The organism is Enterobacter ludwigii (assembly GCF_001750725.1).
In the GTDB taxonomy this organism is placed as follows: Bacteria; Pseudomonadota; Gammaproteobacteria; order Enterobacterales; family Enterobacteriaceae; genus Enterobacter; species Enterobacter ludwigii.
This window is the reverse complement of record NZ_CP017279.1, coordinates 186,763-207,920: the sequence shown is the minus strand read 5'-3', so window position 1 is coordinate 207,920 and position 21,158 is coordinate 186,763. Positions and strand designations below refer to the sequence as shown.

Sequence of the window (21,158 nt, the reverse complement as noted above, 5' to 3'; positions counted from 1 at the left end):
CTCATCGTATGGCTTTTAAAGCATATCATGCTCTACTCCCCCTGAGTATTTTTCTACTGGGGGGTAGTATTAGACTACTGGGGGGGAGTAGTATCTGAACACGCTTTCCACTCCGGAATTTTCCATGAACGATTTTGCTTCACTCCTGCAGCAGGGCAATGCCTGGCTGTTTGTACCCAGCGCTATCCTCCTCGGCGCGCTGCATGGCCTGGAGCCGGGCCACTCCAAAACGATGATGGCCGCGTTTATTGTGGCTATTCGCGGTACGCTGAAACAGGCGGTGTTGCTTGGTCTGGCGGCAACGCTTTCCCATACGGCGGTGGTCTGGATCATTGCCATGGCAGGATTATGGTTTGGCCGGGGCTGGGATGCGCATACGTCTGAGCCCTGGTTCCAGCTGGTCTCGGGGATACTGATCGTGCTGATCGCCCTGTGGATGGCCTGGCGAACCTGGAAGGAGAGTCAGCCACACGATCACCACCATCATCACGATCACCATGACCATCATCATGACCATGACCACCATCATGATCATCACGACCATGACCATGACCATGACCATGACCATGACCACCATCATGATCATCACGACCATGGGCATCCACTGGTTGAAGAAGAGTGGCAGGACGCCCACCAGCGCGCGCATGCACAGGATATTAACCGCCGCTTCAACGGCCAGAACGTTACCACCGGACAAATTGCACTGTTTGGCCTGACCGGAGGGCTTATCCCCTGCCCGGCCTCAATCACGGTCCTGCTCATCTGCCTGCAGCTGAAGCATTTTGCCCTCGGCGCAACGCTGGTATTCAGCTTCAGTATTGGTCTGGCGTTAACGCTGGTCGCTTCCGGTGCAATTGCCGCCCTGAGCCTTAAGCATGCGACAAAACGCTGGCCGGGTTTCAGCGAGTTTTCACGAAAAGCACCGTGGATCTCCGCCGCCCTGATTACTGTGGTCGGGATTTACATGAGCCTGCACGGCCTGAGCGGTATCCTGGCGTAAGCGAGGCGGCCACTGCTGTGGCCGCCTCTTTGCTCAGTCAGGGTTCTGCTGCCAGCTGAAGGTATAGCGAAGCTGGCGTTTCTGCAGAATAAATTCCGGCGAGACGCTGGGGCTCCACGAGTCATCACCGCCCACGCCCATATGGAACGCGTCCAGGTTAAGCCAACACCCCGGCTCCTCGCGCAACAGATGATGGTGAGTTGTCTCATGCAACTGCCGCTGGCTGTAGCGGCTGACGGAGAAATGGAACAGGCCATTCAGCCGATGCGCGCCCAGCAGCAGTTCACGGGTATCACAGCGCAGACCATTTTCTGTCGGGAAGATGTAAGGCGTGTACATGGCTTCCAGCGGTAATGTCCAGCGCCCCTGCTGAGCCGCCAGCGTTCTGTCCGGGTAATTTTCATGTGGCCCAAGCCCCAGCCATTGAACCGTTTCCGGCGTTGCGGCAAGGTGAACACTCAGGCCTACGCGTGCCGGTTCCGGGATATCAGACGCAATATCGACCTGAATATCGCCATGCAGAACGCCCCGATCGTCCACCCGCCAGACTTTACGGCTCAGGAACAGCGCTTTACCGCGATACTCCCAGACATGCAGGGTTTTCACCACCGCCTCGGCTGCATGCTGCTCTCCTTCACAGTGCAGTAATCGCGAGGTGAGCTCGTACATGCCTGCCGCTTTCCAGCGCTCCACCCACGCATTCGGATCGATTCGCGTGGCCTCGCTCACGCCAATATCATTGTCCAGCGGTGCGCGGCTAACGTTATCCGTCAGCGGTGAGAGCAGCGTTTCAACGCCATTGCGCCACCATTGCGTCAGGTGTCCTGACGCGCGGTTGAACTGCCAGCGTTGCTGCTGATGTACCAGCTCAAGCACGTCGCCAGTTTGCGTTAACACCGGCGGTACACCTTCTGGCACTGGCGGGGCGATATACAGGGGAGTCGGAACCGGCCACTGCTCCCACGCGCAGCGATGGTTTGCCGGTGACCACGGCGTCGCCCGCGGCTGGTGCACTTCAACGTTCAGCCAGACGTCACCCGCTTCAGGCGCCAGCGCTGGCAGGTTGATGTCCAGACGCTGTGTGCCCTGGGGAGCAATGGAGAGCGTCACGTCCCCCCTGGCCAGCACGTTGCCGTCGCGGACAAGGGTCCAGCGCAGCACCTCGTTATCGGTATGACGGAACAGGTAATCGCTGTGGACTTCAATCACCAGCGGAGACGTACTTACCCGCGTAAAGGTGAAAAACTGCTGAGCGCGCTGGGCTTCATACAGCGCCGGATGCGGTGTGCGATCGGGAAAAACCAGCCCGTTAAGGCAGAACTGGCGGTCATTGGGCGTGTCGCCAAAATCTCCCCCGTAGGCCCAGAACGGTGCGCCATTGTCGTCTTTCCTGGTCAGCGCCTGGTCAACCCAGTCCCAGACAAATCCCCCCTGCAGGCGAGGATGGCGGCGAAACGCCTGCCAGTATTTGGCAAAACCACCGAAGCTGTTCCCCATCGCATGGGCGTATTCACAGAGAATAAGCGGACGCGTTTCATCCGGCATGCCGATCCATTTTTTAACAGACCATTTCGGTACCGCCGGGAAGGGCTGATCCTGATCGACCCGGGCATACATTGGGCAAACGATATCGGTCGCTGCCGTATTCGCTCCACCGCCTTCGTACTGCACCGGACGCGTCGGATCGGTGGTTTTCAGCCAGCGATACAGTGCGTCATGGTTCGCGCCATGGCCGGACTCATTCCCCAGCGACCAGATGATAATCGAAGGATGATTGCGGTCGCGCTGCACCATGCGGGTGACGCGTTCGCTCATGGCAGGGAGCCAGCGCGGATCGTCAGCAAGGCGACTCATCGGCACCATGCCGTGGGTTTCAATATTGGCTTCGTCGACGACATACAAACCATAGCGGTCGCAAAGCGTGTACCACAGCGGATGGTTCGGATAGTGCGAGCAGCGCACGGCGTTGAAGTTATGCTGCTTCATGAGTTCGATATCGCGGCGCATCGTCGCTTCATCCATCACCTGGCCGTTTTCCGGGTGATGCTCATGCCGGTTAACGCCGCGGATCAGCAGGGGTTTACCGTTGAGCTTCAGCAGGCCATTGCTGATCTCTATGCGGCGGAACCCCACATCGCAGGCCTCCGTTTCAAGCACCTCACCCTGCGCGTTCAGAAGGGTCATCGTCAGGCGATAAAGTTCCGGCGTTTCCGCACTCCACAAGGCAGGCGCCTCAACGGGGAGCGTCACCGTTAGCCGCTCGGCCCAGCCGCCGCGCTCATCGACAACGGCAGTGCCCGGCCGCCCGGTGGCACTGGCGCATTTTTCGCCGTTGCGCCACAGGGTAAACGCCACCTCACACTCTGCAAACTGTGCGCCTGCGAGCGCGAGATCCACCTTCAGCACCGCGCGATCCCGCTCCGCATTCAGGTCAATCACAACCTGATAATCGGCTATGTGCGTCTCTGGCTTATGCAGCAGCGACACATCGCGGAAAATCCCGCTCATGCGCCACATGTCCTGATCTTCCAGATAGCTCCCGTCGCACCAGCGCAACACCATGACCGCAATGCGGTTCTGGCCAGGACGCAGTACCGCTGAGAGATCGAATTCGGCGGGCAGTCGGCTGTCCTGTGAATAACCGATCCATTGACCGTTACACCACAGATGAAACGCCGAGTTCACGCCATCGAAGATAATGCGGGTTTGGCCGCTCTGCAGCCAGGCATCATCCATCTCAAATGTGAGCGAGTAACAACCGGTTGGGTTTTCTTGCGGCACAAACGGTGGGTTTACGGGGATCGGATAGGTCACGTTGGTGTAGATGGGCGTGTCGAACCCCTGCATCTGCCAGTTAGAGGGCACGGGCATCAGCACGGCATCGGCGCAATCTTCACTGACCCATACCGAAGGAACCTGCTCTGGTGCGGGAAAGAAGCTAAAACGCCACTCCCCGTTAAGGAAGCGTCGGCTGACGGTTCCCCCGTCTTCTCTGGCGGAGTGTTCGTCACGCCAGCTGTGCAAGGGAGCATGTGCTGCCAGGCGGTTCCACTGGGTGACCCCCGGGTTTTCCCAGTCCCGACGAGCCAGAAGTGCGCTGAGGGTCAGCGATGGAGTGTTGGACATATTAACCTCTTTGCGAAGCGCTCACAATTTTAGCTAACATGCCCTGGCTACCGGGTGCGGTAAAGCGTCGGATCGCGGGGTAGCGAGTCAGATCACAAAAGTCTTACCGGCGAGCAAGTTGCTCAGCCGCTAACGCCAGGCTCCTGAGCTGCTGTGCCAGATCCTCGCGTTCGATCTGCTGCGGATCGTGGCGAGCGGTAGAATGGCGGGTCACCAGCGTCACCGGAAGCTGAACCTGCCAGCATGCGTCACCCTCAACTGGCGCCAGCAGCCACTCCACGCTTCGCTCGCCGGCCTCGCGAAAAGCCTGGCGAATGGTGGTCAGTGGGGGAGAAAACCAGGCGCTGTCTGCCGTATCGTCGAACCCGACAACCGACATCTGGCCCGGGATCGCGGTCCCTTTTTCCGCACAGGCGCGCATCACCCCCAGCGCCATTTGGTCGTTCGCGACCACTATCGCATCCGGGAGTTGCGCGGCAGATAACAGCAAATGTCCTTTCTCATAGCCGCTTGCCGCACTCCAGTCGCCGTGCGCCACCGCGACAGCCTCAAGCCCGGCCTGTGCCAGCGTGGTGTTCCAGCCTGCGAGACGTGCCCGGGCGGAGACAGAGCTTTCCGGTCCGCTCAGCAGCGCTATACGCTCATGCCCCAGCGAAAGCAGATGCTCAATCCCGAGACGAGCACCCTGCTCTGCATTAAACACAAGACTGTTTACCTGAGCCGAGGGCGAGACATCCAGAAACAGCACCGGAATGGGCGATGCGAGGGCTTTTAGCGCTTCAGCATGAGGATCCTCCAGCGGCACATTCACCAGCAGAGCTTCCACACGCTGCGCCAGCAACGCCTGAAGGGCAGACTGGCACTGCTGTGGATGTTCCACCATTGAGATAAGCACGCTCGCCCCCTGCTCAACCGCCCGGGATTTTACCGCCGAAACAATTTGCGAAGGGGCGTGCAGCGCCAGATCGGTAGTAATAAGACCAATCGTACGGGTACGTTTACCCGCCAGCTGTTGTGCCCTGAGATTGGGGACGTAGTGCAGTTCCGCCATCGCCTGCTGCACCTTTTCCCGCGTGCGGGCAGAGACATGCTCCGCGTCGTTAATCACACGGGAAACGGTCTGATAAGAAACCCCCGCAAGGAGGGCGACATCATAGAGAGTGATTGCTTTCATGCATTCTGGCATCGCGTCATTCGAAGGCCACCATTCTGACACAGCGACGCCATGAAAACATGTGAGCGCTTCGCAGAATTAAACAACCCGCTCCGGCTGGGGAGTCTTCTCAACGCGCGGCTTATAACGGAACAGAGGCAAGCAGATCTGGATAAGCGGGCCAATGGTCAGAGCATACGCGACGGTGCCTATCCCGAACGTTCCGCCCAACATGCACCCAATCAGCAGCACGGACACTTCAATCGAGGTACGTACACTGCGGATGGACCATCCCATACGGGCATGGATCCCGGTCATGAGACCGTCGCGCGGGCCCGCCCCGAAACCGGCACCGATATACATACCGGTGGCTATCGCGTTCACGACAATTCCGGCCACCAGCAGCGCGATACGCAGGGGCAGCGAGGTCACCTCGGGGATCAGGGCCATGGAGGCATCTGCCGCCAGGCCAATAATAATCACGTTACTGAGGGTTCCCAGACCAGGCATCTGACGCAGCGGGATCCACAGCAGGAGTACCGCCGCACCGGTTAAAATAATCACCATCCCAATGCTCAACCCCAGCTGGATCGCCACGCCCAGGTGGAAGACGTCCCACGGGTCGAGCCCCAGATCCGAACGAATAAACATCGTGGTTGAAAGCCCATACAGCCCTAAACCGACATACAGTTGTAGCAGACGACGTACCATTTTTTATCTTCTCCAGTGAACCAGGCTTTCATCTTGAGCGAAAATGGCATTATGATTAATGTCCAGTTTTCAAATAGTGGACTGCATATGTCATCTCGCCGCTTCGGAAGCCAGTCATTGGTACGCCTGTTAGGCCACTGGCAACAAACCTCGTCCCGGACCCCGCTCTGGCGTCAGCTGGCGGATGCGTTACGCCTGTTAATTCTTGATGGCCGACTGGCGCTTAACACCCGTCTACCCGGCGAGCGGGAGCTGGCCACTGCGCTGGATGTGAGCCGGACCACCATCAGCAGCGCACTCGCCCATCTGCGTGAGGAAGGTTATCTTGAAAGCCGCCACGGCAGCGGTTCACGCGTGATCCTGCCCGACACACGCGCCGTGCCAACCCTTTCAGCAGCCAGTGCCGCGCTGGATCTCTCCACCGCGGCGCTCAATGCCGGGCCTGAGATCCACCAGGCCTATACCCATGCGCTCACGGCCATTACGCAACATCTCTCGCTTACGGGTTACGATCAGCTTGGGTTGCCGGCGCTGCGGGAAGCCATCGCCGCACGCTATACCGCGCGGGGGCTTCCGACCCGGACAGACGAGGTGATGGTGGTCAATGGCGCGGTCAGCGGTTTTGCGCTGGTCCTGCGGATGATGACCGGTCCGGGGGATCGCGTCGTGGTCGATCATCCCACTTACCCGCTGGCGATCGCCGCCATTCAGGGGGCGCAGTGCCGTCCAGTGGGCGTGTCGCTGCCGGAAACGGGCTGGGATACCCATGGGTTTGCCGCAACGCTTGCCCAGACAGCGCCGCGCCTGGCATACCTGATGCCCGATTTTCATAACCCTACCGGGCGATGCATGGATATTCCCACCCGTCAGGCAATCACCGAGATTGCCGCGCAAACCCGCACGACGCTGGTAGTAGATGAAACGATGGTGGATCTGTGGTTTGACTCGCCCCCGCCGCCGCCGCTGGCGTCATTCAACCCGCAGGCCACCGTGATAACGTTAGGCTCTGCCGGAAAAAGTTTCTGGGGCGGCCTTCGTCTTGGCTGGATCCGTGCCTCCTCGCGCACCATCGCTACGCTTGCCCAGACGCGGGATACCCTGGATTTAGGATCGCCCATGCTCGAACAGCTGGCGACGCTGTGGCTTATCAATAACAGCGAAACGTTTTTGCCCGCTCGCCGGAAGATGCTGGCAGAACGGCGAGATCAATGCGGCGCGCTGTTGCGCGAGCACTTCCCTGAATGGACATTCCATGAAGCGGAAGGCGGGCTTTCCTACTGGATTGAACTGCCGGGGATGCTGGCAACACAACTTGCTGCACGCGCAGAGATACTGGGAATCAACCTGGGGACCGGCACGCGGTTTGGTTTATCGGGTGCGTTTGATCGGTATTTACGTATGCCCTTTTCACTCGATCCGGCTGAGCTTGAACAGGCATTACTGAGAATTAAACCCTTGTGGCTCGCCCTGAATAAAAACATGCCATCAATAAAAAGAAGTCTGGTTTGATATAAAAAATTTGAAGTGGATCATAAAATAAAAACTGCTGACTGTCACAGATACAGTCAGCAGTTTTCACCATTCAGGATTTAGTGCTGAGGAGGAATAGGAAAACCTTTCAGTGAAATAACGAAATTTTCACCGTCTTTCTTTATTTTTGCGCCGGTATCACACCAGTCAGACGCAATACGAAAGAACTCATCACTTCCTACATTCCAGCCAAGACGTACATGCTTCACGTAGCCTGAACGCAACAGATCGCAGGCCTCGTTGTAGTCACTGGCAGTTGACAGTTGTTGTTTCATTTTCTCTTCTTAAGAATTTTACGTAGAGCCTTGATTTCTTTAGGAGTAAATGGAGAAACACTCTCTTCTTCCGTATGCTGGTTATCAATATCCTCTTCCGATACTCCCGCCTCTTCTACCGCTTCGAATGCCAGCAGCAGCAGTTTCTCTGTCGTCACGCTTAAATTCTCGTTATTAACTTCAGCATAGTGGCGAAGTCTTTCTTTTAGCGCTTGATCAATCTTAACGTTTAACACCGCAGTAGCCATGTTTGTCACTTCCCTTCGGAATAAGTACTTTATTTAATACACGAACTTACCAATGTTATCCAGATATATATTTTTAAGTTATGACAGAAAAAAGACATCCGATATTAAAATGACAGTCTATTATTACAGGTTTATGACAGTAATATTTCAATGCAATGAAATATATATTACATACAGTCAGTAAAGTCCTAATAACGTTGTGGATTAAAGGCTATTCGAAGCAAAGAGAAACAGGGAGAGTGCTGGTGAGAGCAGAAATGGGTGGGGGCCCTGCCAGCTACATCCCGGCACACACGTCGTCTGCCCTGGCTGCTTCCTTCCGGACCTGACCTGGTGAACAGAGTAGCGTTGCGGGAGAACCAACAGAGCCCCCATTGAGAGCGTTGATAACCAACGCGCTGGCGCATTATCCCTGTGCTTACCGCCAATTGCAAGCGACCCGCAACTGGATGCTGGTTTCTTGCGCAAACTGGCGCAGCAATTGGGTTTATCTTCGTTTAACATGACTGTCCAGACATTCCCCACAGGTAGACGTATGGACGAACATGACTCCTTTCCACAACGCGTATGGCAAATTGTGGCCTCTGTGCCGGAAGGTTATGTTACCACCTATGGCGACGTAGCGCGTCTGGCCGGTTCCCCGCGTGCGGCGCGGCAGGTCGGTGGCGTACTGAAAAGGTTGCCGGAAGGAAGCACCCTGCCCTGGCATCGGGTGGTAAATCGTCATGGGGCGATCTCGTTGACCGGGCCTGATCTGCAGCGCCAGCGTCAGGCGTTACTGTCAGAAGGGGTGCAGGTGTCGGGGTCAGGACAGATTGATTTGCAAAAGTACCGCTGGGTGTATTAAACCCTCTCCCGAAGGAGAGGGTTTAAAGCGTTACATCTGGGTCGGAGGGGTTGGCAGAGACGGTTGGTTAGTCTGTGGCGCAACCGGCACTTCGGTTTGCTGTACCGGAACCAGGTTCAGGTCAACTTTTGTCCCGCCGTGGTTAATCGCTTCCTGCACCGTATCGGTGATAAACACCAGTTTATCGTTGATCGTTACTGCTGCGCTCAGGAGGATACGGGCATTAGGCTGCACGTCTGATGGGTTATACGGCAACACGAAGCTAAACGGTGCCTGCTTACCTTCCGTACGCACGGCACGCTGGGCCAATACTTTAGACGGCGCGTCTGCCAGGGAAGCATCAGACAGGGTTACCGTTAATACCGCATCTGGCGGTAACGCGACTTTCTGTTTAATCCAGATAGTCCCGGAAACGTTAGGCTGCTGAATGGACTGCTGTGAGAGTGTATTAATCCCGTTTGGATCTGCTGCTGGCACCGGCACCTGGGCGCTCTTTCCTGCACAGGCGGACAACGCCACCGCAATTGCTACACCACTTAGCATGGGCACGAGTTTCATTGAAGTCTCCTTATCATCAATGCACCAGCGGGATCGATCCCATCCGATGTCGTTTCAATCACATAACACAGGTAAGTTTGGCACAGATCACTGATTTATGCCTAAAATCGTCCAGATATTCAGATTATTCTACCCATCGGACCACTTTCATTTCTGCGTTATACTCTGCCTATCTTTCGCTACGGCGTTTATTGAGGACAACTATGAGTCAGGCACTGAACAATCTGCTGACATTACTGAATCTGGAAAAAATTGAGGAAGGACTCTTTCGCGGACAGAGCGAAGATCTCGGCTTACGCCAGGTCTTCGGCGGGCAAGTCGTAGGACAAGCGCTCTACGCAGCAAAGGAGACCGTCCCTGCAGACCGTCTGGTGCACTCATTTCACAGCTACTTCTTACGCCCTGGTGATAGCGCGAAACCCATCGTATATGACGTTGAGGTATTGCGGGATGGCAACAGCTTTAGCGCGCGTCGTGTCGCGGCGGTTCAGAATGGCAAGCCTATCTTTTACATGACCGCCTCGTTCCAGGCGCCGGAACCGGGCTATGAGCATCAAAAAACGATGCCACCCGCGCCGTCGCCAGACGATCTCAAATCCGAGACCGATATCGCCCGTGCGCTGGCGCATCTGCTTCCACCGCAGGTAAAGGAGAAGTTTCTCTGCGATAAACCGCTTGAGATCCGCCCTGTCGAATTCCATAACCCGATGAAAGGCCACACGGCCGAGCCAAAGCGCCAGGTCTGGATCCGCGCTAACGGCACCGTGCCCGCGGATTTCCGCGTTCATCAGTATCTGCTGGGTTATGCCTCAGATTTCAACTTCCTGCCGGTGGCGCTGCAGCCGCACGGCGTGGGCTTCCTTGAAAAAGGGATGCAGGTGGCCACCATCGATCACTCCATGTGGTTCCATCGTCCGTTCGACATGAACGAGTGGCTGCTCTACAGCGTGGAGAGTACCTCGGCGTCAAGCGCGCGCGGCTTTGTGCGCGGTGAGTTTTACACTCAGGATGGCGTGCTGGTCGCGTCGACGGTGCAGGAAGGGGTAATGCGTAACCGCGGGTGAGGTTGTACTGCGGCCCTCTCCCGACGGGAGAGGGAACAAAACGAAAACGGCAACCCTGGGTTGCCGTTTTGCTTATCAGGCATTGTACGCATTCTCGCCGTGGCTGTTGACGTCCAGACCTTCGCGTTCCTGTTCTTCCGGAACACGCAGACCGACGGTCATATCCGCCAGCTTATAGCCGATGAAGGCCACAACGGCAGACCACACGACGGTGATGGCAATACTTTCCAGCTGCACCAGCACCTGGTGAACCATGGTGACGCCTTCTGCGTAACCCACGCCGCCCAGCGATTTCGCCGCGAAGATACCGGTCATGATACAACCGACGATGCCGCAGACGCCGTGTACACCGAAGACATCGCACGGGTCATCGACGCGCAGAACACGTTTCAGCGCCGTCACACCCCACAGACCCGCCAGACCGGCCACCAGCCCGACAAGCAGCGCGCCGCCAACACCGACGTAGCCACAAGCTGGCGTGATACCAACCAGACCGGCAATTGCACCTGAACAGGCACCCAGCAGCGAAGGCTTACCGCGTACCGCCCACTCACCAAATACCCATGAGAGGATCGCACCCGCCGTGGCCACAACCGTGTTCACGAAGGCCAGCGCGGCGATTTCGTTTGCTGCGCTTGCTGAACCGGCGTTGAAGCCGAACCAGCCAAAGTAAAGGATCGCTGTACCGGTAAAGACCATCGGCAGGTTGTGCGGTTTGAACGCTTCTTTACCGAAGCCCACGCGTTTGCCAATCAGGTATGCCCCTACCAGGCCCGCCACCGCGGCGTTGATGTGTACAACGGTACCGCCTGCGAAGTCCAGCGCGCCATGGCTCGCCAGCAGACCGCCACCCCAGACCATGTGCGCAATCGGCACATAGGAGAGCGTCAGCCAGACCACCACGAAGATCAGTACGGCGGAGAAGCGAATACGCTCAGCCAGCGCACCGACGATCAGCCCAACGGTGATACAGGCGAACGAGCCCTGGAAGGCAACGTGAATATATTGATAGAAACTGCCCATCAGCGCGGTCAGTTCGATGTTTTTCAGCATGACCCAGTCAAAGTTTCCGAAGAACGCATTGCCCGTGCCGAAGGCCAGAGAGTAACCGTAGACCACCCACAACACGCAAACCAGCGCGAACGTGACGGCAACCTGCGTCAGCATGGAGAGAACGTTTTTGCCACGGATCAGGCCGCCGTAGAACAGCGCAATGCCCGGAATGGACATGAACAGCACCAGCGCGGTGCTGATCATCATAAAGGCGTTATCGGCTTTGTCTGCCACCGCAGGGGCAGCCAGTGCCAGGCCCGGCAGCAGTGCCAGCGAACCCAGACCCGTTTTGATTGTTGCTATCTTCATTTTCTCGATCCCTATCACTGTGTGCCAGGAGTTACTTACAGTGCCGCTTCGTCAGATTCGCCGGTACGGATGCGAATGACGCGCTGCAATTCGGCAACGAAAATTTTGCCGTCGCCAATTTTGCCGGTGTAGGCCGCTTTGCTAATGACATCAATAACTTCATCAAGCTGGTCATCAGCAATCGCGACATCAATTTTTACTTTTGGCAGGAAGTTAACGCTGTATTCTGCCCCGCGGTAAAGCTCGGCATGACCCTTCTGACGACCAAAGCCTTTCACTTCGGTGACAGTCAGTCCCTGAATACCCATGGAAGACAATGCTTCACGCACGTCTTCGAGTTTGAATGGTTTGATTACAACCGTAACCAGCTTCATAGATCCCCTCCAGTCAGAATTCGGTAATGGCCGCCGCTAATACGCAGAAGACATTGCAAGGGGTGTGCCAGAAATGAAAACCTGAGGGAAACGCGCTGCAATGAGCATTACACGAGCATGTTTAACGAACCGGTGAAAAAAAACGCACCATGACAGTGCACGGTGCGTTTCAGTTTTGCACCAACAGTAATGACTGTTAGCGCGCTGCCTTGTTTTGGTGCATCAGGCGCTGAGGGACTCGTCCTCACGCACGCTGGCAGCCAGCTCTTCACCGGCCAGCTGCAGCTGATACATCTGCCAGTAGCGCCCTTTTGCTTCGAGCAGCTCCCGGTGCGTACCGCGTTCGACGGCCTGACCGCGGTGCAGCACCAGGATGGTGTCTGCGTCGACAATCGTTGAAAGACGGTGTGCGATAACCACCAGCGTCGTGTGGTCACGCACCGCGGCCAGCGCCAGCTGGATAGCCTGCTCAGTACCAGAGTCGATGCTGGCGGTCGCTTCGTCGAGTATCAGCACCTGCGGCGTTTCAATCAGCACCCGCGCCAGGGCCAGAAGCTGCTTTTGTCCCACCGAGAGGTTATTCCCCTGCTCACCAAGCCGGGTATTGATCCCATCGCTAAAGCCGCGCGCCAGCTCTGCCAGCTGCACGGTTTCCAGCACATCCCACACCTGTTGCTGGGTATAGTCCCGACCGAGAGTGACGTTGGCGTAAAAGGTATCGGCCATGACCACCGGGTCTTGCTGCACCATTGCAACGCCTTTGCGCAACACATTGTGGCTCAGTGATGCGAGCGGACGACCATCAATGCGGATTTCACCCTGACTGACCGGGTAATAGCCCATCAACAGGCTGGCGAGGGTACTTTTACCGCTGCCGGTATGCCCCACCAGCGCCACAAAGCTGCGCGACGGCACATCAAGAGAGATGTCCTGCAACACCAGACGGTCTTCACGGTAAGCAAACGAGACCTTATCAAACGTAATCTCTCCGCTTAGCAAAGGACACTCATCATCGCCGTAGGTCTGACGTGGCCGGTCCATCAGTTCGAACACGCGCTCCCCCGCCACCACGGCCTGTTGCAACATAGACTGCTGGGTGGTGAGTTCTATCAACGGTTCATTAAGGCGTCCCAGATAGCTGATAAAAGCGTACAGAACCCCAACTTCAATTGTTCCGTTCGCGCTCATCCCGAAAAGCATCAGCAGGCCACAGAGAACCAGCGCCGAGAAGAGGCTCAGCAGCGGACGCAGCAGGAAACCGTCCAGTCGCAGCGTTTGCATACGCGCCATATAGTGCGACCGGCTGGCTTCTCCCATGCGTTCACCAAAGCGAGCCTGCTGGCGGAACTGCTGAATGACGCTCATGCCGTTGATCACTTCGTTGAAGCCATCGTTGATATCGGCCAGATAGGCGCGCACCCGACGCACAATCGGCGTGCTGTAGCGTTGATAGATGACCATTACAATCAATACGGCCGGGAAGATGGTGATCGCCACCAGAGCCATACGCCAGTTGAGGCTGAACATCGCCACCAGCATGGCGCCAATCAGCGCCGCGCTGCGCAGCACGGTTGCCACAACGGTGACATACAGATCGCGGATCACCTCGGTATCGTTGGTCACCCGGGATATCACCTGCCCAACCGGCTGGGTATCAAACTCGCTCAACGGCTGGCGCAGTGCCGCATCCATCACATCCGTACGTAACTTCTGCACCACGCCCACGGCCGCCCGGTTAAAGAGCAGAGACTGGGCGTAATGCAGTGACGCCGCTGTCAGCTGTAGCCCAACGTAGGCCACACCTAACCCCGCGACAAGCCCCAGCGGCAAATAGCTTTTCGCCACCATATTGTCGATAAAGTAGCTGATAAGCAGCGGACCGCTCACTTCAGCAATCGCGGCAATCCACAGCAACAGCACGGCAAGTGAAAGCGGTTTTCGCCACGGAGAACCATAGGCCAGCAGGCGTTTTAGCGTCGGCCACTGCGTCACGGTCTTACGCATTAGCGTTCTCCTCATCCTGTTCCGGGGCGTCGTCCAGCGCAGCTTCAAGCTGCTGATAACGATACATATCGCGATACCAGCCCGGTTGCTCCGCAAGCTGTTCATGCTGTCCGCGCTGGGCAATGTGCCCGTGCTGTAATACCAGAATTTCATTGGCTTCCGTCAGCGCCGACAACCGGTGTGCACTGATGATCACCGTCCTTCCATCCCCCCACTGTCGCAGGTTATGCAGGATCTGATGCTCGGTGCGGCCATCGACGGCAGAAAGCGCATCATCAAGGATCAGGATTTCGGCATTCAGCAGCAGCGCGCGGGCAATCGAGAGACGCTGTTTTTGCCCGCCGGAAAGCATAACGCCACGCTCACCCACTTCCGTTTCATAGCCCTGTGGCAGACGCAGAATATCGTCATGGACGCTGGCCAGGCGCGCGACGTGCTCAATCTCTTCCTGAGTCGCCGCCGGGCGTCCGAGGGCAATGTTATTCGCCACGGTGTCAGAAAAGAGAAACGGCGTCTGGCTGACCACCGCCAGACGACCGCGCCAGTCATCGAGCAGCAGGTTCGTCAACGGAATATCATGGAAGCGAATATCGCCCTGCGTGACGTCAAAGTGACGTTGAATCAGGGAGAGTACGGTACTTTTCCCGGCGCCTGTCGGACCGCAGATACCGAGCATCTGACCCGGTTTGAGCGTAAAGCTGACGTTCTCCAGTACCGTATGTTCCGTTTGCGGATACACAAACTTACGGACGTCGACATTCATCACGCCGCGCCCTTCCGGTACCGATTCGCTACCGTCATTCACCACTGGCGCTTCGGCAAGCATCGCGCGAATGCGGCTGTAGGCGGCGCTGCCGCGCTCTACGATGTTAAACATCCAGGCCAGTGCCAGCATCGGCCATATCATCAGCCCCAGGTACATGGCAAAGCTGGTCAATTGCCCGAGGGTTAGCGAGCCCTGCACCACCATCCAGCTCCCGCCACCAATGGCCAGCAGGTTGGCCATGCCAATCGCGACATAGATTGTCGGGTCAAACCGCGCATCGATACGCGCAACGCGCATGTTCTTCGCCCCCGTGTCGGCGGCATCGGCTGCAAACAGCGCGGATTGTCGATCTTCCAGGCCAAAGGCTTTGATCATGCGGATGCTGGTCATGCTCTCCTGCGTACGGTCATTCAGCGAGGAAAACGCCGCCTGCGCCAGCTTGAAGCGCTCATGAAGCTGTTCGCCATAGCGGTTGATCGCCAGCGCCATCAGCGGCATAGGCAGCAACGCCAGCAGCGTGAGCTGCCAGCTTATCTGGGTGGACATCACAATCAGAACCGCACAGCCCATCACCAGAGAGTCCACCAGCGTTAACACCCCTTCCCCGGCGGCAAACACGACGCGGTCAACGTCATTGGTGGCGCGAGCGATAAGATCCCCGGTGCGATGACGCAGGTAGAACTCGGGATGCTGGCGGCTCAGCTGACGATAAAAATCTTCACGCAGTTCGACGGCCAGCTGATAGGACGCGCCAAACAGCAGTACCCGCCAGACGTAGCGCAGCAGATAGACAATGATGGCCGTCAGCACCAGCGTGCCGACCCACATCAACACCCGTGCGGTGGTGTAATGCTGTTCTGTAACACCATCCACTACGTATCCCACCACTTTCGGTGGAATTAACTGCAGGATGGCAATGATAATAAGCAGGGCCACAGCGCCGAGGTAGCGTTGCCACTCCCGACGAAAGTACCAGCTTAATTGGGCAAATAATCGCACGCGGTTTGTTCCTGAAGGTATGGATCCGGCTACGCCGGGAAGTTATTCAATTAATCAATGGGTAGTGCTGTGGTGTATTTAATCTGTTCCATGGCGAAGCTCGAGGTGACGTCCGACAAGCCCGGTACGCTGTTCACCAGCCGCTTGTAAAAATCATCATAACGCTTCATGTCTGCCACCTGGACGCGCATCAGATAGTCATACTCTCCCGCCATGCGCCAGAAACCGAGCACCTCCGGCATCTCGGAGACCTGTGTTACGAAGCGGCTGTACCACTCGCTGCTGTGATGTTGGGTTTTTATCAGGACAAATGCCGTCAACCCAAGCCCCAGTTTTTCGGGATCTAAAAGCGCGACTCGCCCCAGAAGGATGCCGTCATCTTCAAGCTTCTTGAGGCGCTTCCAGCACGGCGTGGTGGTCAGATTAACGGCATCTGCCAGTGCCTGCAAAGAGAGGGTACAGTCACTTTGCAGTAAAGAAAGCAGCTTACGGTCTATTTTATCTAGCATACCCACCTCACAGAGAAAAATTTTCTCCCTTCATTCTATTTTAAAGGCCATATAGCAACAATTTTTTCTGTGCTTTTCGCTATGCTGGGCACAAAATGACAAACGGATAAATACGATGAATAGCGCCTGGGTTAAACATGCCATCAGCGAAATCAATGCCGACTATCAGCGCTCGGCGGACACCCATCTCATTCGCCTGGCTCTGCCGGGTTTTGCTGGCATCCAGCTGTACCTGAAAGATGAAAGCACCCATCCCACCGGTAGCCTGAAGCATCGCCTGGCGCGTTCGCTCTTTTTATACGGTTTGTGTAACGGCTGGATTAAGGAGGGAACCACGATTATTGAATCCTCCTCCGGTTCAACCGCCGTATCCGAAGCCTACTTTGCCCGCCTGCTGGGCCTGCCGTTTATCGCCGTGATGCCCTCCTGCACCGCGAAACGAAAAATTGAGCAGATCGAATTTTACGGTGGACGCTGTCACTTTGTGGAAAGCGCCTGCGAAATTTACGCCGCGTCTGAAATGCTGGCCCGTGAGCTGAATGGCCACTATATGGACCAGTTCACCTTTGCGGAGCGAGCCACAGACTGGCGCGGCAATAACAACATTGCCGACAGTATTTTCCGCCAGATGACCCACGAACCTCACCCTGTTCCGTCGTACATCGTGATGAGCGCCGGTACTGGCGGCACCTCAGCCACCCTGGGGCGTTACATCCGCTGTCAGGGCTATGATACGCAGCTGATGGTGGTGGATCCGCAGAACTCGGTGTTCCTGGACTACTGGCAAAGCCGCAATGCGGATCTGCGCAGCCCGGTGGGCAGTAAGATTGAAGGTATTGGCCGCCCGCGCGTGGAGCCTTCATTCATTCCGGACGTGGTGGATGAAATGCTCCGCGTGCCGGATGCCGCCAGCGTGGCAACCGCGCACTGGCTGGAGACACAGATTGGCCGTAAAGTCGGTGCATCTACCGGCACCAACATGTGGGGAGCCCTGCAGCTTGCGGCTCGCATGCGTGAAGAGGGGCGCACCGGCTCTATCGTCACCCTGCTCTGCGACAGCGGCGAGCGCTATCTTGAGACCTATTACAATGCGCAGTGGGTTCAGGCAAACATCGGCGATATTGAGCCGTGGAAAGCGCAGATTACGCAGCTGGTGAAATAAAAAAAAGCCAGACCGGGGTCTGGCTTGCTGGAAGGGTCTCACTATTCGGGGGAATATGGGAGGTTGTTGTTGTCCAGCCAATGCGTCAAAAAATGAGACACTGCTTCGTTACCGCAGTGCCCGATAACCGGTAGATGGGGAAGCTCTGCCTTCAACTGCGGCATCGCATTTCCCATAATCAGACCGCGACCAACGCTGCCCAGCATTTCGCGGTCGTTCATGGCGTCGCCAAACGCCATACATTCCTGCATCGTTAAGCCCAGGTGATCGCTCAGTACCGCCAGCGCCGATCCTTTATTACACCCAACCGGCAAAACCTCGAGGCAGTCCACCGCTGAAAACGTCAGGTGCGCCCGGTCGCCTAACGCGTCATTCAGCTGAATGCGTAAGCGACAAAGATCGTCATGATCGCCGCAGAAACAGATCTTCGTCACCGCGTGAGCCGGAATACGGCGCAGATCGATAAGCTGATAGCGGAAACCACTGTAGACATGGGCGTGCAGCAATGCCGGAATGTCATGCCCGGTAAACCAGCCGTTATCGTTAAAGACGTGAACGCTGGCCCGGGTGTCCCAGGTGCTGTGCAATACGATATCTGCCACTTCCGGGTTGAGATCCTGACGGTGGAGAACATCGCCTTCGACAGAGTGAATGCGTGTCCCATTGCCGGTAATAAGAAAAGCATCCAGGGAAAATGCCCCCAGCAAATGGCGCATCTCCAGCACATGACGGCCAGTGGCAAACGTCAGGGTGACATCACGTTCGTGCAGGCGCTTCAGGGTACTCAGGGTTTTCTCACCCAGACGGTGATCCGGCATTAACAACGTACCGTCCATATCAAACGCAGCGAGACGAGCCATGATTACTCCTGAAATGTGATGCGGTTAACTTGTGCATCAGTATTGCGTGAGATATACGGAAGTAATAGTGAATAGATGATAATTATTGTTCAGGGTTTCTCATGCGCCAGCTTAACCGACTCAACCAGTACCACCGTTTGTGGCAGCCTTCCGCTGGCGCGACGCAGCAGGCCACCATCAGCGAGCTGGCCGCCCGCTGTTTTTGCAGCGAACGGCATGTCCGTACATTACTGCGTCAGGCGCAGGAGGCGGGCTGGCTTAGCTGGCGAGCGCAGTCTGGCCGCGGTAAGCGTGGGGAGCTAACTTTCCACGTCACCCCGGAGTCACTGCGCAATACGATGATGGAAGAGGCGCTGAAGCGTGGGCAGCAGCATAACGCGCTTGAGCTGGCCCAGCTGGCGCCGGAGGAGCTGCGGTCACTGCTTCATCCGTTTTTAGGCGGCCAGTGGCAAAACGATACGCCGACGCTGCGCATTCCCTATTACCGCTCGCTGGATCCACTGCATCCCGGCTTTTTACCCGGTCGGGCGGAACAGCATCTGGCAGGACAGGTTTTTTCCGGGCTGACGCGTTTTCACGGTAACAGCAGCGAACCGACGGGCGATCTTGCCCATCACTGGGATGTGTCGGAGGACGGGCTGCGCTGGCATTTTTATATTCGCTCCACGCTTCACTGGCATAACGGTGATAAAGTCGAAACGGCCCAGTTACAGGAGAGTCTGAATGTGATGTTGACGCTCCCGGCCATGCACAGGCTTTTTCAGAGCGTGCTGCGCATTGAAGTTACCCATCCGCAGTGTCTGACGTTTATTTTACACAAGCCCGACTACTGGCTGGCGCATCGACTGGCAACCTATTGCAGCCGTGTGGCGCACCCGGCACAACCGATGACAGGCAGCGGACCTTTCAGGCTCACCGCGTATAAGCCGGACCTGGTTCGTCTGGAAAGCCATGAGCAGTATCACCTTAGCCACCCGCTACTGAAGGCCATCGAGTTCTGGATCACCCCTCAGCTATTTGATCAGGGGCTTGGAACCAGCTGCCGGCATCCGGTACAAATCGCCATCGGGGAGCCTGACGAACTGACCCGTTTGCGGCTGGTGAGTAACAGCATCAGCCTGGGGTTTTGCTACCTCACGCTGAAGCGCAGCCCGCGTCTTAGCGAAATGCAGGCAAGACGCCTTATCAACATCATTCACCTCTCAACGCTTCTGCATACTCTTCCTCTGGATGAGGGGCTTATCACCCCAACGCAGGAGTTGCTGCCGGGCTGGCGTATTCCTGAGTGGCCGGATCTCACGGATGTCCCTTTGCCTGAGACGCTGACCCTGATTTACCATCTGCCCGTTGAGTTACATACCATGGCGAGTCAGCTAAAAGCGTATCTTTCCCGCCAGGGCTGCGCGTTAACGGTCATCTTTCACGATGCCAAAACGTGGGACGGATGTCAGCATCTTGCCGACGCGGACCTCATGATGGGAGACAGGCTGATTGGCGAAGCACAGGAATACACCCTTGAGCAGTGGCTTCGCTGCGATGCGCTATGGCCGCACCTGCTGAGCGCACCGCAATATGCCCATCTGCAGGCGACACTGGATGCCGTTCAGACCCAGGCTGACGAGCATGCCCGGCATCGCGGGCTGAAAGCTATTTTCACCCAACTCATGGAGAGCGCGGTGCTGACACCGTTGTTTAACTACCAGTACCAAATCAGCGCGCCCCCGGGAGTCAATGGCATACGGCTTAACACCCGCGGCTGGTTCGATTTCACCGAAGCCTGGCTCCCGGCCCCCAAATCGTGAAGAAGCTGGTCGTCGCCGTAGTCAGACGGTAACATGATGTTTTTACCGTAACTGTCGAGATGATTTATGAAACGTGCCGTCGTCGTGTTCAGCGGAGGACAAGATTCCACTACCTGCCTGGTTCAGGCGCTTCATCAGTACGATGAAGTTCACTGTGTCACTTTCGATTATGGTCAGCGACATCGCGCTGAAATCGACGTCGCCCGTGAACTGGCGCTGAAACTGGGCGCGCGCGCGCATAAGGTGCTGGACGTTACGCTGTTAAATGAACTGGCCGTCAGTAGCCTCACCCGCGACAGTATTCCCGTTCCTGACTATGAACCTGATGCCAGCGGCATTCCGAACACCTTTGTGCCAGGCCGCAACATTCTCTTCCTGACGCTGACGGCGATCTACGCCTACCAGGTGAAAGCCGAAGCGGTGATCACGGGCGTGTGTGAAACCGACTTCTCCGGGTACCCTGACTGCCGTGACGAGTTCGTGAAGGCTCTCAACCACGCCGTGAATCTGGGGATGGCAAAAGAGACGCGCTTTGAAACGCCACTGATGTGGCTTGATAAAGCGGAAACCTGGGCGCTGGCAGACTACTGGGGCAAACTGGACATGGTTCGCAGCGAAACCCTTACCTGCTACAACGGCATTAAAGGTGATGGTTGTGGCCAGTGTGCGGCCTGTAATCTGCGCGCAAACGGGCTGAATCACTATCTGGCCGACAAAGCGGGCGTGATGTCGGCGATGAAGAAAAAAACCGGGCTCAAATAAGCCTCTTTGACCGTGCTGGCGAACAGAATATCGACAGCACGGGTCA

At 56.7% G+C, this 21,158-nt stretch carries 19 protein-coding genes and 1 other RNA gene; 7 read left to right on the top strand and 13 right to left on the bottom strand.

From position 1 onward, the window contains the following. Positions 1-124 precede the first annotated feature (124 nt). Complete coding sequence (locus BH714_RS00980; protein ID WP_040016795.1) at positions 125-1,000, top strand: nickel/cobalt efflux protein RcnA; 876 nt, start codon at positions 125-127, stop codon at positions 998-1,000. 33 nt (positions 1,001-1,033) lie between these two features. On the opposite strand, the gene BH714_RS00975 is transcribed toward BH714_RS00980, so the two are convergent. The 3 genes from BH714_RS00975 to yczE form a co-directional block, all read right to left on the bottom strand. Continuing rightward, positions 1,034-4,126 (bottom strand): beta-galactosidase, encoded by a 3,093-nt coding sequence (locus tag BH714_RS00975; protein ID WP_040016794.1) that lies wholly within the window; start codon positions 4,124-4,126, stop codon positions 1,034-1,036. 103 nt (positions 4,127-4,229) lie between these two features. Further along, positions 4,230-5,300, bottom strand: coding sequence for a LacI family DNA-binding transcriptional regulator (locus BH714_RS00970; protein WP_040016793.1), 1,071 nt, complete (start codon positions 5,298-5,300; stop codon positions 4,230-4,232). 78 nt (positions 5,301-5,378) lie between these two features. Next, the gene (gene yczE / locus BH714_RS00965) at positions 5,379-5,990 is read right to left on the bottom strand and encodes a membrane protein YczE (protein ID WP_032677524.1); all 612 of its coding nucleotides are present in this window, start codon (positions 5,988-5,990) and stop codon (positions 5,379-5,381) included. 87 nt (positions 5,991-6,077) lie between these two features. Here yczE and yczR point away from each other — a divergent pair, with 87 nt between their 5' ends. Continuing rightward, complete coding sequence (yczR, locus tag BH714_RS00960) at positions 6,078-7,499, top strand: MocR-like transcription factor YczR (RefSeq protein WP_040018998.1); 1,422 nt, start codon at positions 6,078-6,080, stop codon at positions 7,497-7,499. Positions 7,500-7,579: 80 nt separating this feature from the next. Here yczR and BH714_RS00955 read toward each other — a convergent pair whose 3' ends face one another. From BH714_RS00955 to ffs, 3 genes are all read right to left on the bottom strand, one after another. Further along, positions 7,580-7,795, bottom strand: coding sequence for a hypothetical protein (locus tag BH714_RS00955; protein WP_014168888.1), 216 nt, complete (start codon positions 7,793-7,795; stop codon positions 7,580-7,582). After that, on the bottom strand, positions 7,792-8,043 hold the full coding sequence (locus tag BH714_RS00950) for a hypothetical protein (protein ID WP_020885198.1): 252 nt from the start codon (positions 8,041-8,043) through the stop codon (positions 7,792-7,794). Before BH714_RS00950 ends, BH714_RS00955 begins: the two co-directional genes overlap by 4 nt. A gap of 268 nt (positions 8,044-8,311) precedes the next feature. Next, positions 8,312-8,408, bottom strand: an RNA gene (gene ffs / locus BH714_RS00945) — signal recognition particle sRNA small type. A gap of 170 nt (positions 8,409-8,578) precedes the next feature. Here ffs and BH714_RS00940 point away from each other — a divergent pair. Beyond that, positions 8,579-8,890: an MGMT family protein gene (locus BH714_RS00940; RefSeq protein WP_025204849.1), complete on the top strand. Its 312-nt coding sequence runs from the start codon at positions 8,579-8,581 to the stop codon at positions 8,888-8,890. A gap of 30 nt (positions 8,891-8,920) precedes the next feature. Here the strand turns inward: BH714_RS00940 and BH714_RS00935 are convergent, their stop codons facing one another. Beyond that, complete coding sequence (locus BH714_RS00935; protein ID WP_014168885.1) at positions 8,921-9,448, bottom strand: YbaY family lipoprotein; 528 nt, start codon at positions 9,446-9,448, stop codon at positions 8,921-8,923. A 203-nt stretch (positions 9,449-9,651) separates the two neighbouring features. On the opposite strand from BH714_RS00935, the gene tesB reads away from it, so the two are divergent. Next, the gene (gene tesB / locus BH714_RS00930; RefSeq protein WP_020885200.1) at positions 9,652-10,512 is read left to right on the top strand and encodes an acyl-CoA thioesterase II; all 861 of its coding nucleotides are present in this window, start codon (positions 9,652-9,654) and stop codon (positions 10,510-10,512) included. A gap of 75 nt (positions 10,513-10,587) precedes the next feature. On the opposite strand, the gene amtB is transcribed toward tesB, so the two are convergent. The 5 genes from amtB to BH714_RS00905 form a co-directional block, all read right to left on the bottom strand. Continuing rightward, entirely contained in the window at positions 10,588-11,874 is a 1,287-nt protein-coding gene (gene amtB, locus BH714_RS00925; protein WP_020885201.1) for an ammonium transporter AmtB, read from the bottom strand. A 35-nt stretch (positions 11,875-11,909) separates the two neighbouring features. Beyond that, entirely contained in the window at positions 11,910-12,248 is a 339-nt protein-coding gene (glnK, locus tag BH714_RS00920) for a P-II family nitrogen regulator (RefSeq protein ID WP_008503304.1), read from the bottom strand. A gap of 222 nt (positions 12,249-12,470) precedes the next feature. After that, on the bottom strand, positions 12,471-14,252 hold the full coding sequence (locus tag BH714_RS00915; protein ID WP_040016792.1) for a SmdB family multidrug efflux ABC transporter permease/ATP-binding protein: 1,782 nt from the start codon (positions 14,250-14,252) through the stop codon (positions 12,471-12,473). Beyond that, positions 14,245-16,017, bottom strand: a complete 1,773-nt coding sequence (locus BH714_RS00910) for a SmdA family multidrug ABC transporter permease/ATP-binding protein (RefSeq protein ID WP_032681552.1) — start codon at positions 16,015-16,017, stop codon at positions 14,245-14,247. The genes BH714_RS00915 and BH714_RS00910 overlap by 8 nt, the downstream gene beginning before the upstream one ends. A gap of 50 nt (positions 16,018-16,067) precedes the next feature. Continuing rightward, the gene (locus BH714_RS00905; RefSeq protein ID WP_020885204.1) at positions 16,068-16,526 is read right to left on the bottom strand and encodes an Lrp/AsnC family transcriptional regulator; all 459 of its coding nucleotides are present in this window, start codon (positions 16,524-16,526) and stop codon (positions 16,068-16,070) included. A gap of 115 nt (positions 16,527-16,641) precedes the next feature. Here BH714_RS00905 and BH714_RS00900 point away from each other — a divergent pair, with 115 nt between their 5' ends. Next, positions 16,642-17,688 carry a PLP-dependent cysteine synthase family protein gene (locus BH714_RS00900; RefSeq protein ID WP_040016790.1) on the top strand — a complete coding sequence of 349 codons (1,047 nt, stop codon included), beginning with the start codon at positions 16,642-16,644 and terminating at the stop codon, positions 17,686-17,688. Between the two features lie 41 nt (positions 17,689-17,729). Here the strand turns inward: BH714_RS00900 and cof are convergent, their stop codons facing one another. Next, positions 17,730-18,548 (bottom strand): HMP-PP phosphatase, encoded by an 819-nt coding sequence (gene cof, locus BH714_RS00895; RefSeq protein WP_014168878.1) that lies wholly within the window; start codon positions 18,546-18,548, stop codon positions 17,730-17,732. A 101-nt stretch (positions 18,549-18,649) separates the two neighbouring features. On the opposite strand from cof, the gene BH714_RS00890 reads away from it, so the two are divergent. Then, entirely contained in the window at positions 18,650-20,350 is a 1,701-nt protein-coding gene (locus BH714_RS00890; protein ID WP_040016789.1) for an SgrR family transcriptional regulator, read from the top strand. A gap of 66 nt (positions 20,351-20,416) precedes the next feature. Continuing rightward, positions 20,417-21,112 (top strand): 7-cyano-7-deazaguanine synthase QueC, encoded by a 696-nt coding sequence (queC, locus tag BH714_RS00885; protein ID WP_014168876.1) that lies wholly within the window; start codon positions 20,417-20,419, stop codon positions 21,110-21,112. Positions 21,113-21,158 lie beyond the last annotated feature (46 nt).

Bases quoted from the DNA above. Each gene is read 5' to 3' on its own strand.
- BH714_RS00940 (WP_025204849.1), top strand. From the start codon at position 8,579: ATGGACGAACATGACTCCTTTCCACAACGCGTATGGCAAATTGTGGCC.
- BH714_RS00900 (WP_040016790.1), top strand. From the start codon at position 16,642: ATGAATAGCGCCTGGGTTAAACATGCCATCAGCGAAATCAATGCCGAC.
- BH714_RS00915 (WP_040016792.1), bottom strand. From the start codon at position 14,252: ATGCGTAAGACCGTGACGCAGTGGCCGACGCTAAAACGCCTGCTGGCC.
- BH714_RS00950 (WP_020885198.1), bottom strand. From the start codon at position 8,043: ATGGCTACTGCGGTGTTAAACGTTAAGATTGATCAAGCGCTAAAAGAA.
- BH714_RS00975 (WP_040016794.1), bottom strand. From the start codon at position 4,126: ATGTCCAACACTCCATCGCTGACCCTCAGCGCACTTCTGGCTCGTCGG.
- BH714_RS00970 (WP_040016793.1), bottom strand. From the start codon at position 5,300: ATGAAAGCAATCACTCTCTATGATGTCGCCCTCCTTGCGGGGGTTTCT.
- yczR (WP_040018998.1), top strand. From the start codon at position 6,078: ATGTCATCTCGCCGCTTCGGAAGCCAGTCATTGGTACGCCTGTTAGGC.
- BH714_RS00905 (WP_020885204.1), bottom strand. From the start codon at position 16,526: ATGCTAGATAAAATAGACCGTAAGCTGCTTTCTTTACTGCAAAGTGAC.
- amtB (WP_020885201.1), bottom strand. From the start codon at position 11,874: ATGAAGATAGCAACAATCAAAACGGGTCTGGGTTCGCTGGCACTGCTG.
- tesB (WP_020885200.1), top strand. From the start codon at position 9,652: ATGAGTCAGGCACTGAACAATCTGCTGACATTACTGAATCTGGAAAAA.
- BH714_RS00980 (WP_040016795.1), top strand. From the start codon at position 125: ATGAACGATTTTGCTTCACTCCTGCAGCAGGGCAATGCCTGGCTGTTT.
- cof (WP_014168878.1), bottom strand. From the start codon at position 18,548: ATGGCTCGTCTCGCTGCGTTTGATATGGACGGTACGTTGTTAATGCCG.
- glnK (WP_008503304.1), bottom strand. From the start codon at position 12,248: ATGAAGCTGGTTACGGTTGTAATCAAACCATTCAAACTCGAAGACGTG.
- BH714_RS00890 (WP_040016789.1), top strand. From the start codon at position 18,650: ATGCGCCAGCTTAACCGACTCAACCAGTACCACCGTTTGTGGCAGCCT.
- queC (WP_014168876.1), top strand. From the start codon at position 20,417: ATGAAACGTGCCGTCGTCGTGTTCAGCGGAGGACAAGATTCCACTACC.
- yczE (WP_032677524.1), bottom strand. From the start codon at position 5,990: ATGGTACGTCGTCTGCTACAACTGTATGTCGGTTTAGGGCTGTATGGG.
- BH714_RS00955 (WP_014168888.1), bottom strand. From the start codon at position 7,795: ATGAAACAACAACTGTCAACTGCCAGTGACTACAACGAGGCCTGCGAT.
- BH714_RS00935 (WP_014168885.1), bottom strand. From the start codon at position 9,448: ATGAAACTCGTGCCCATGCTAAGTGGTGTAGCAATTGCGGTGGCGTTG.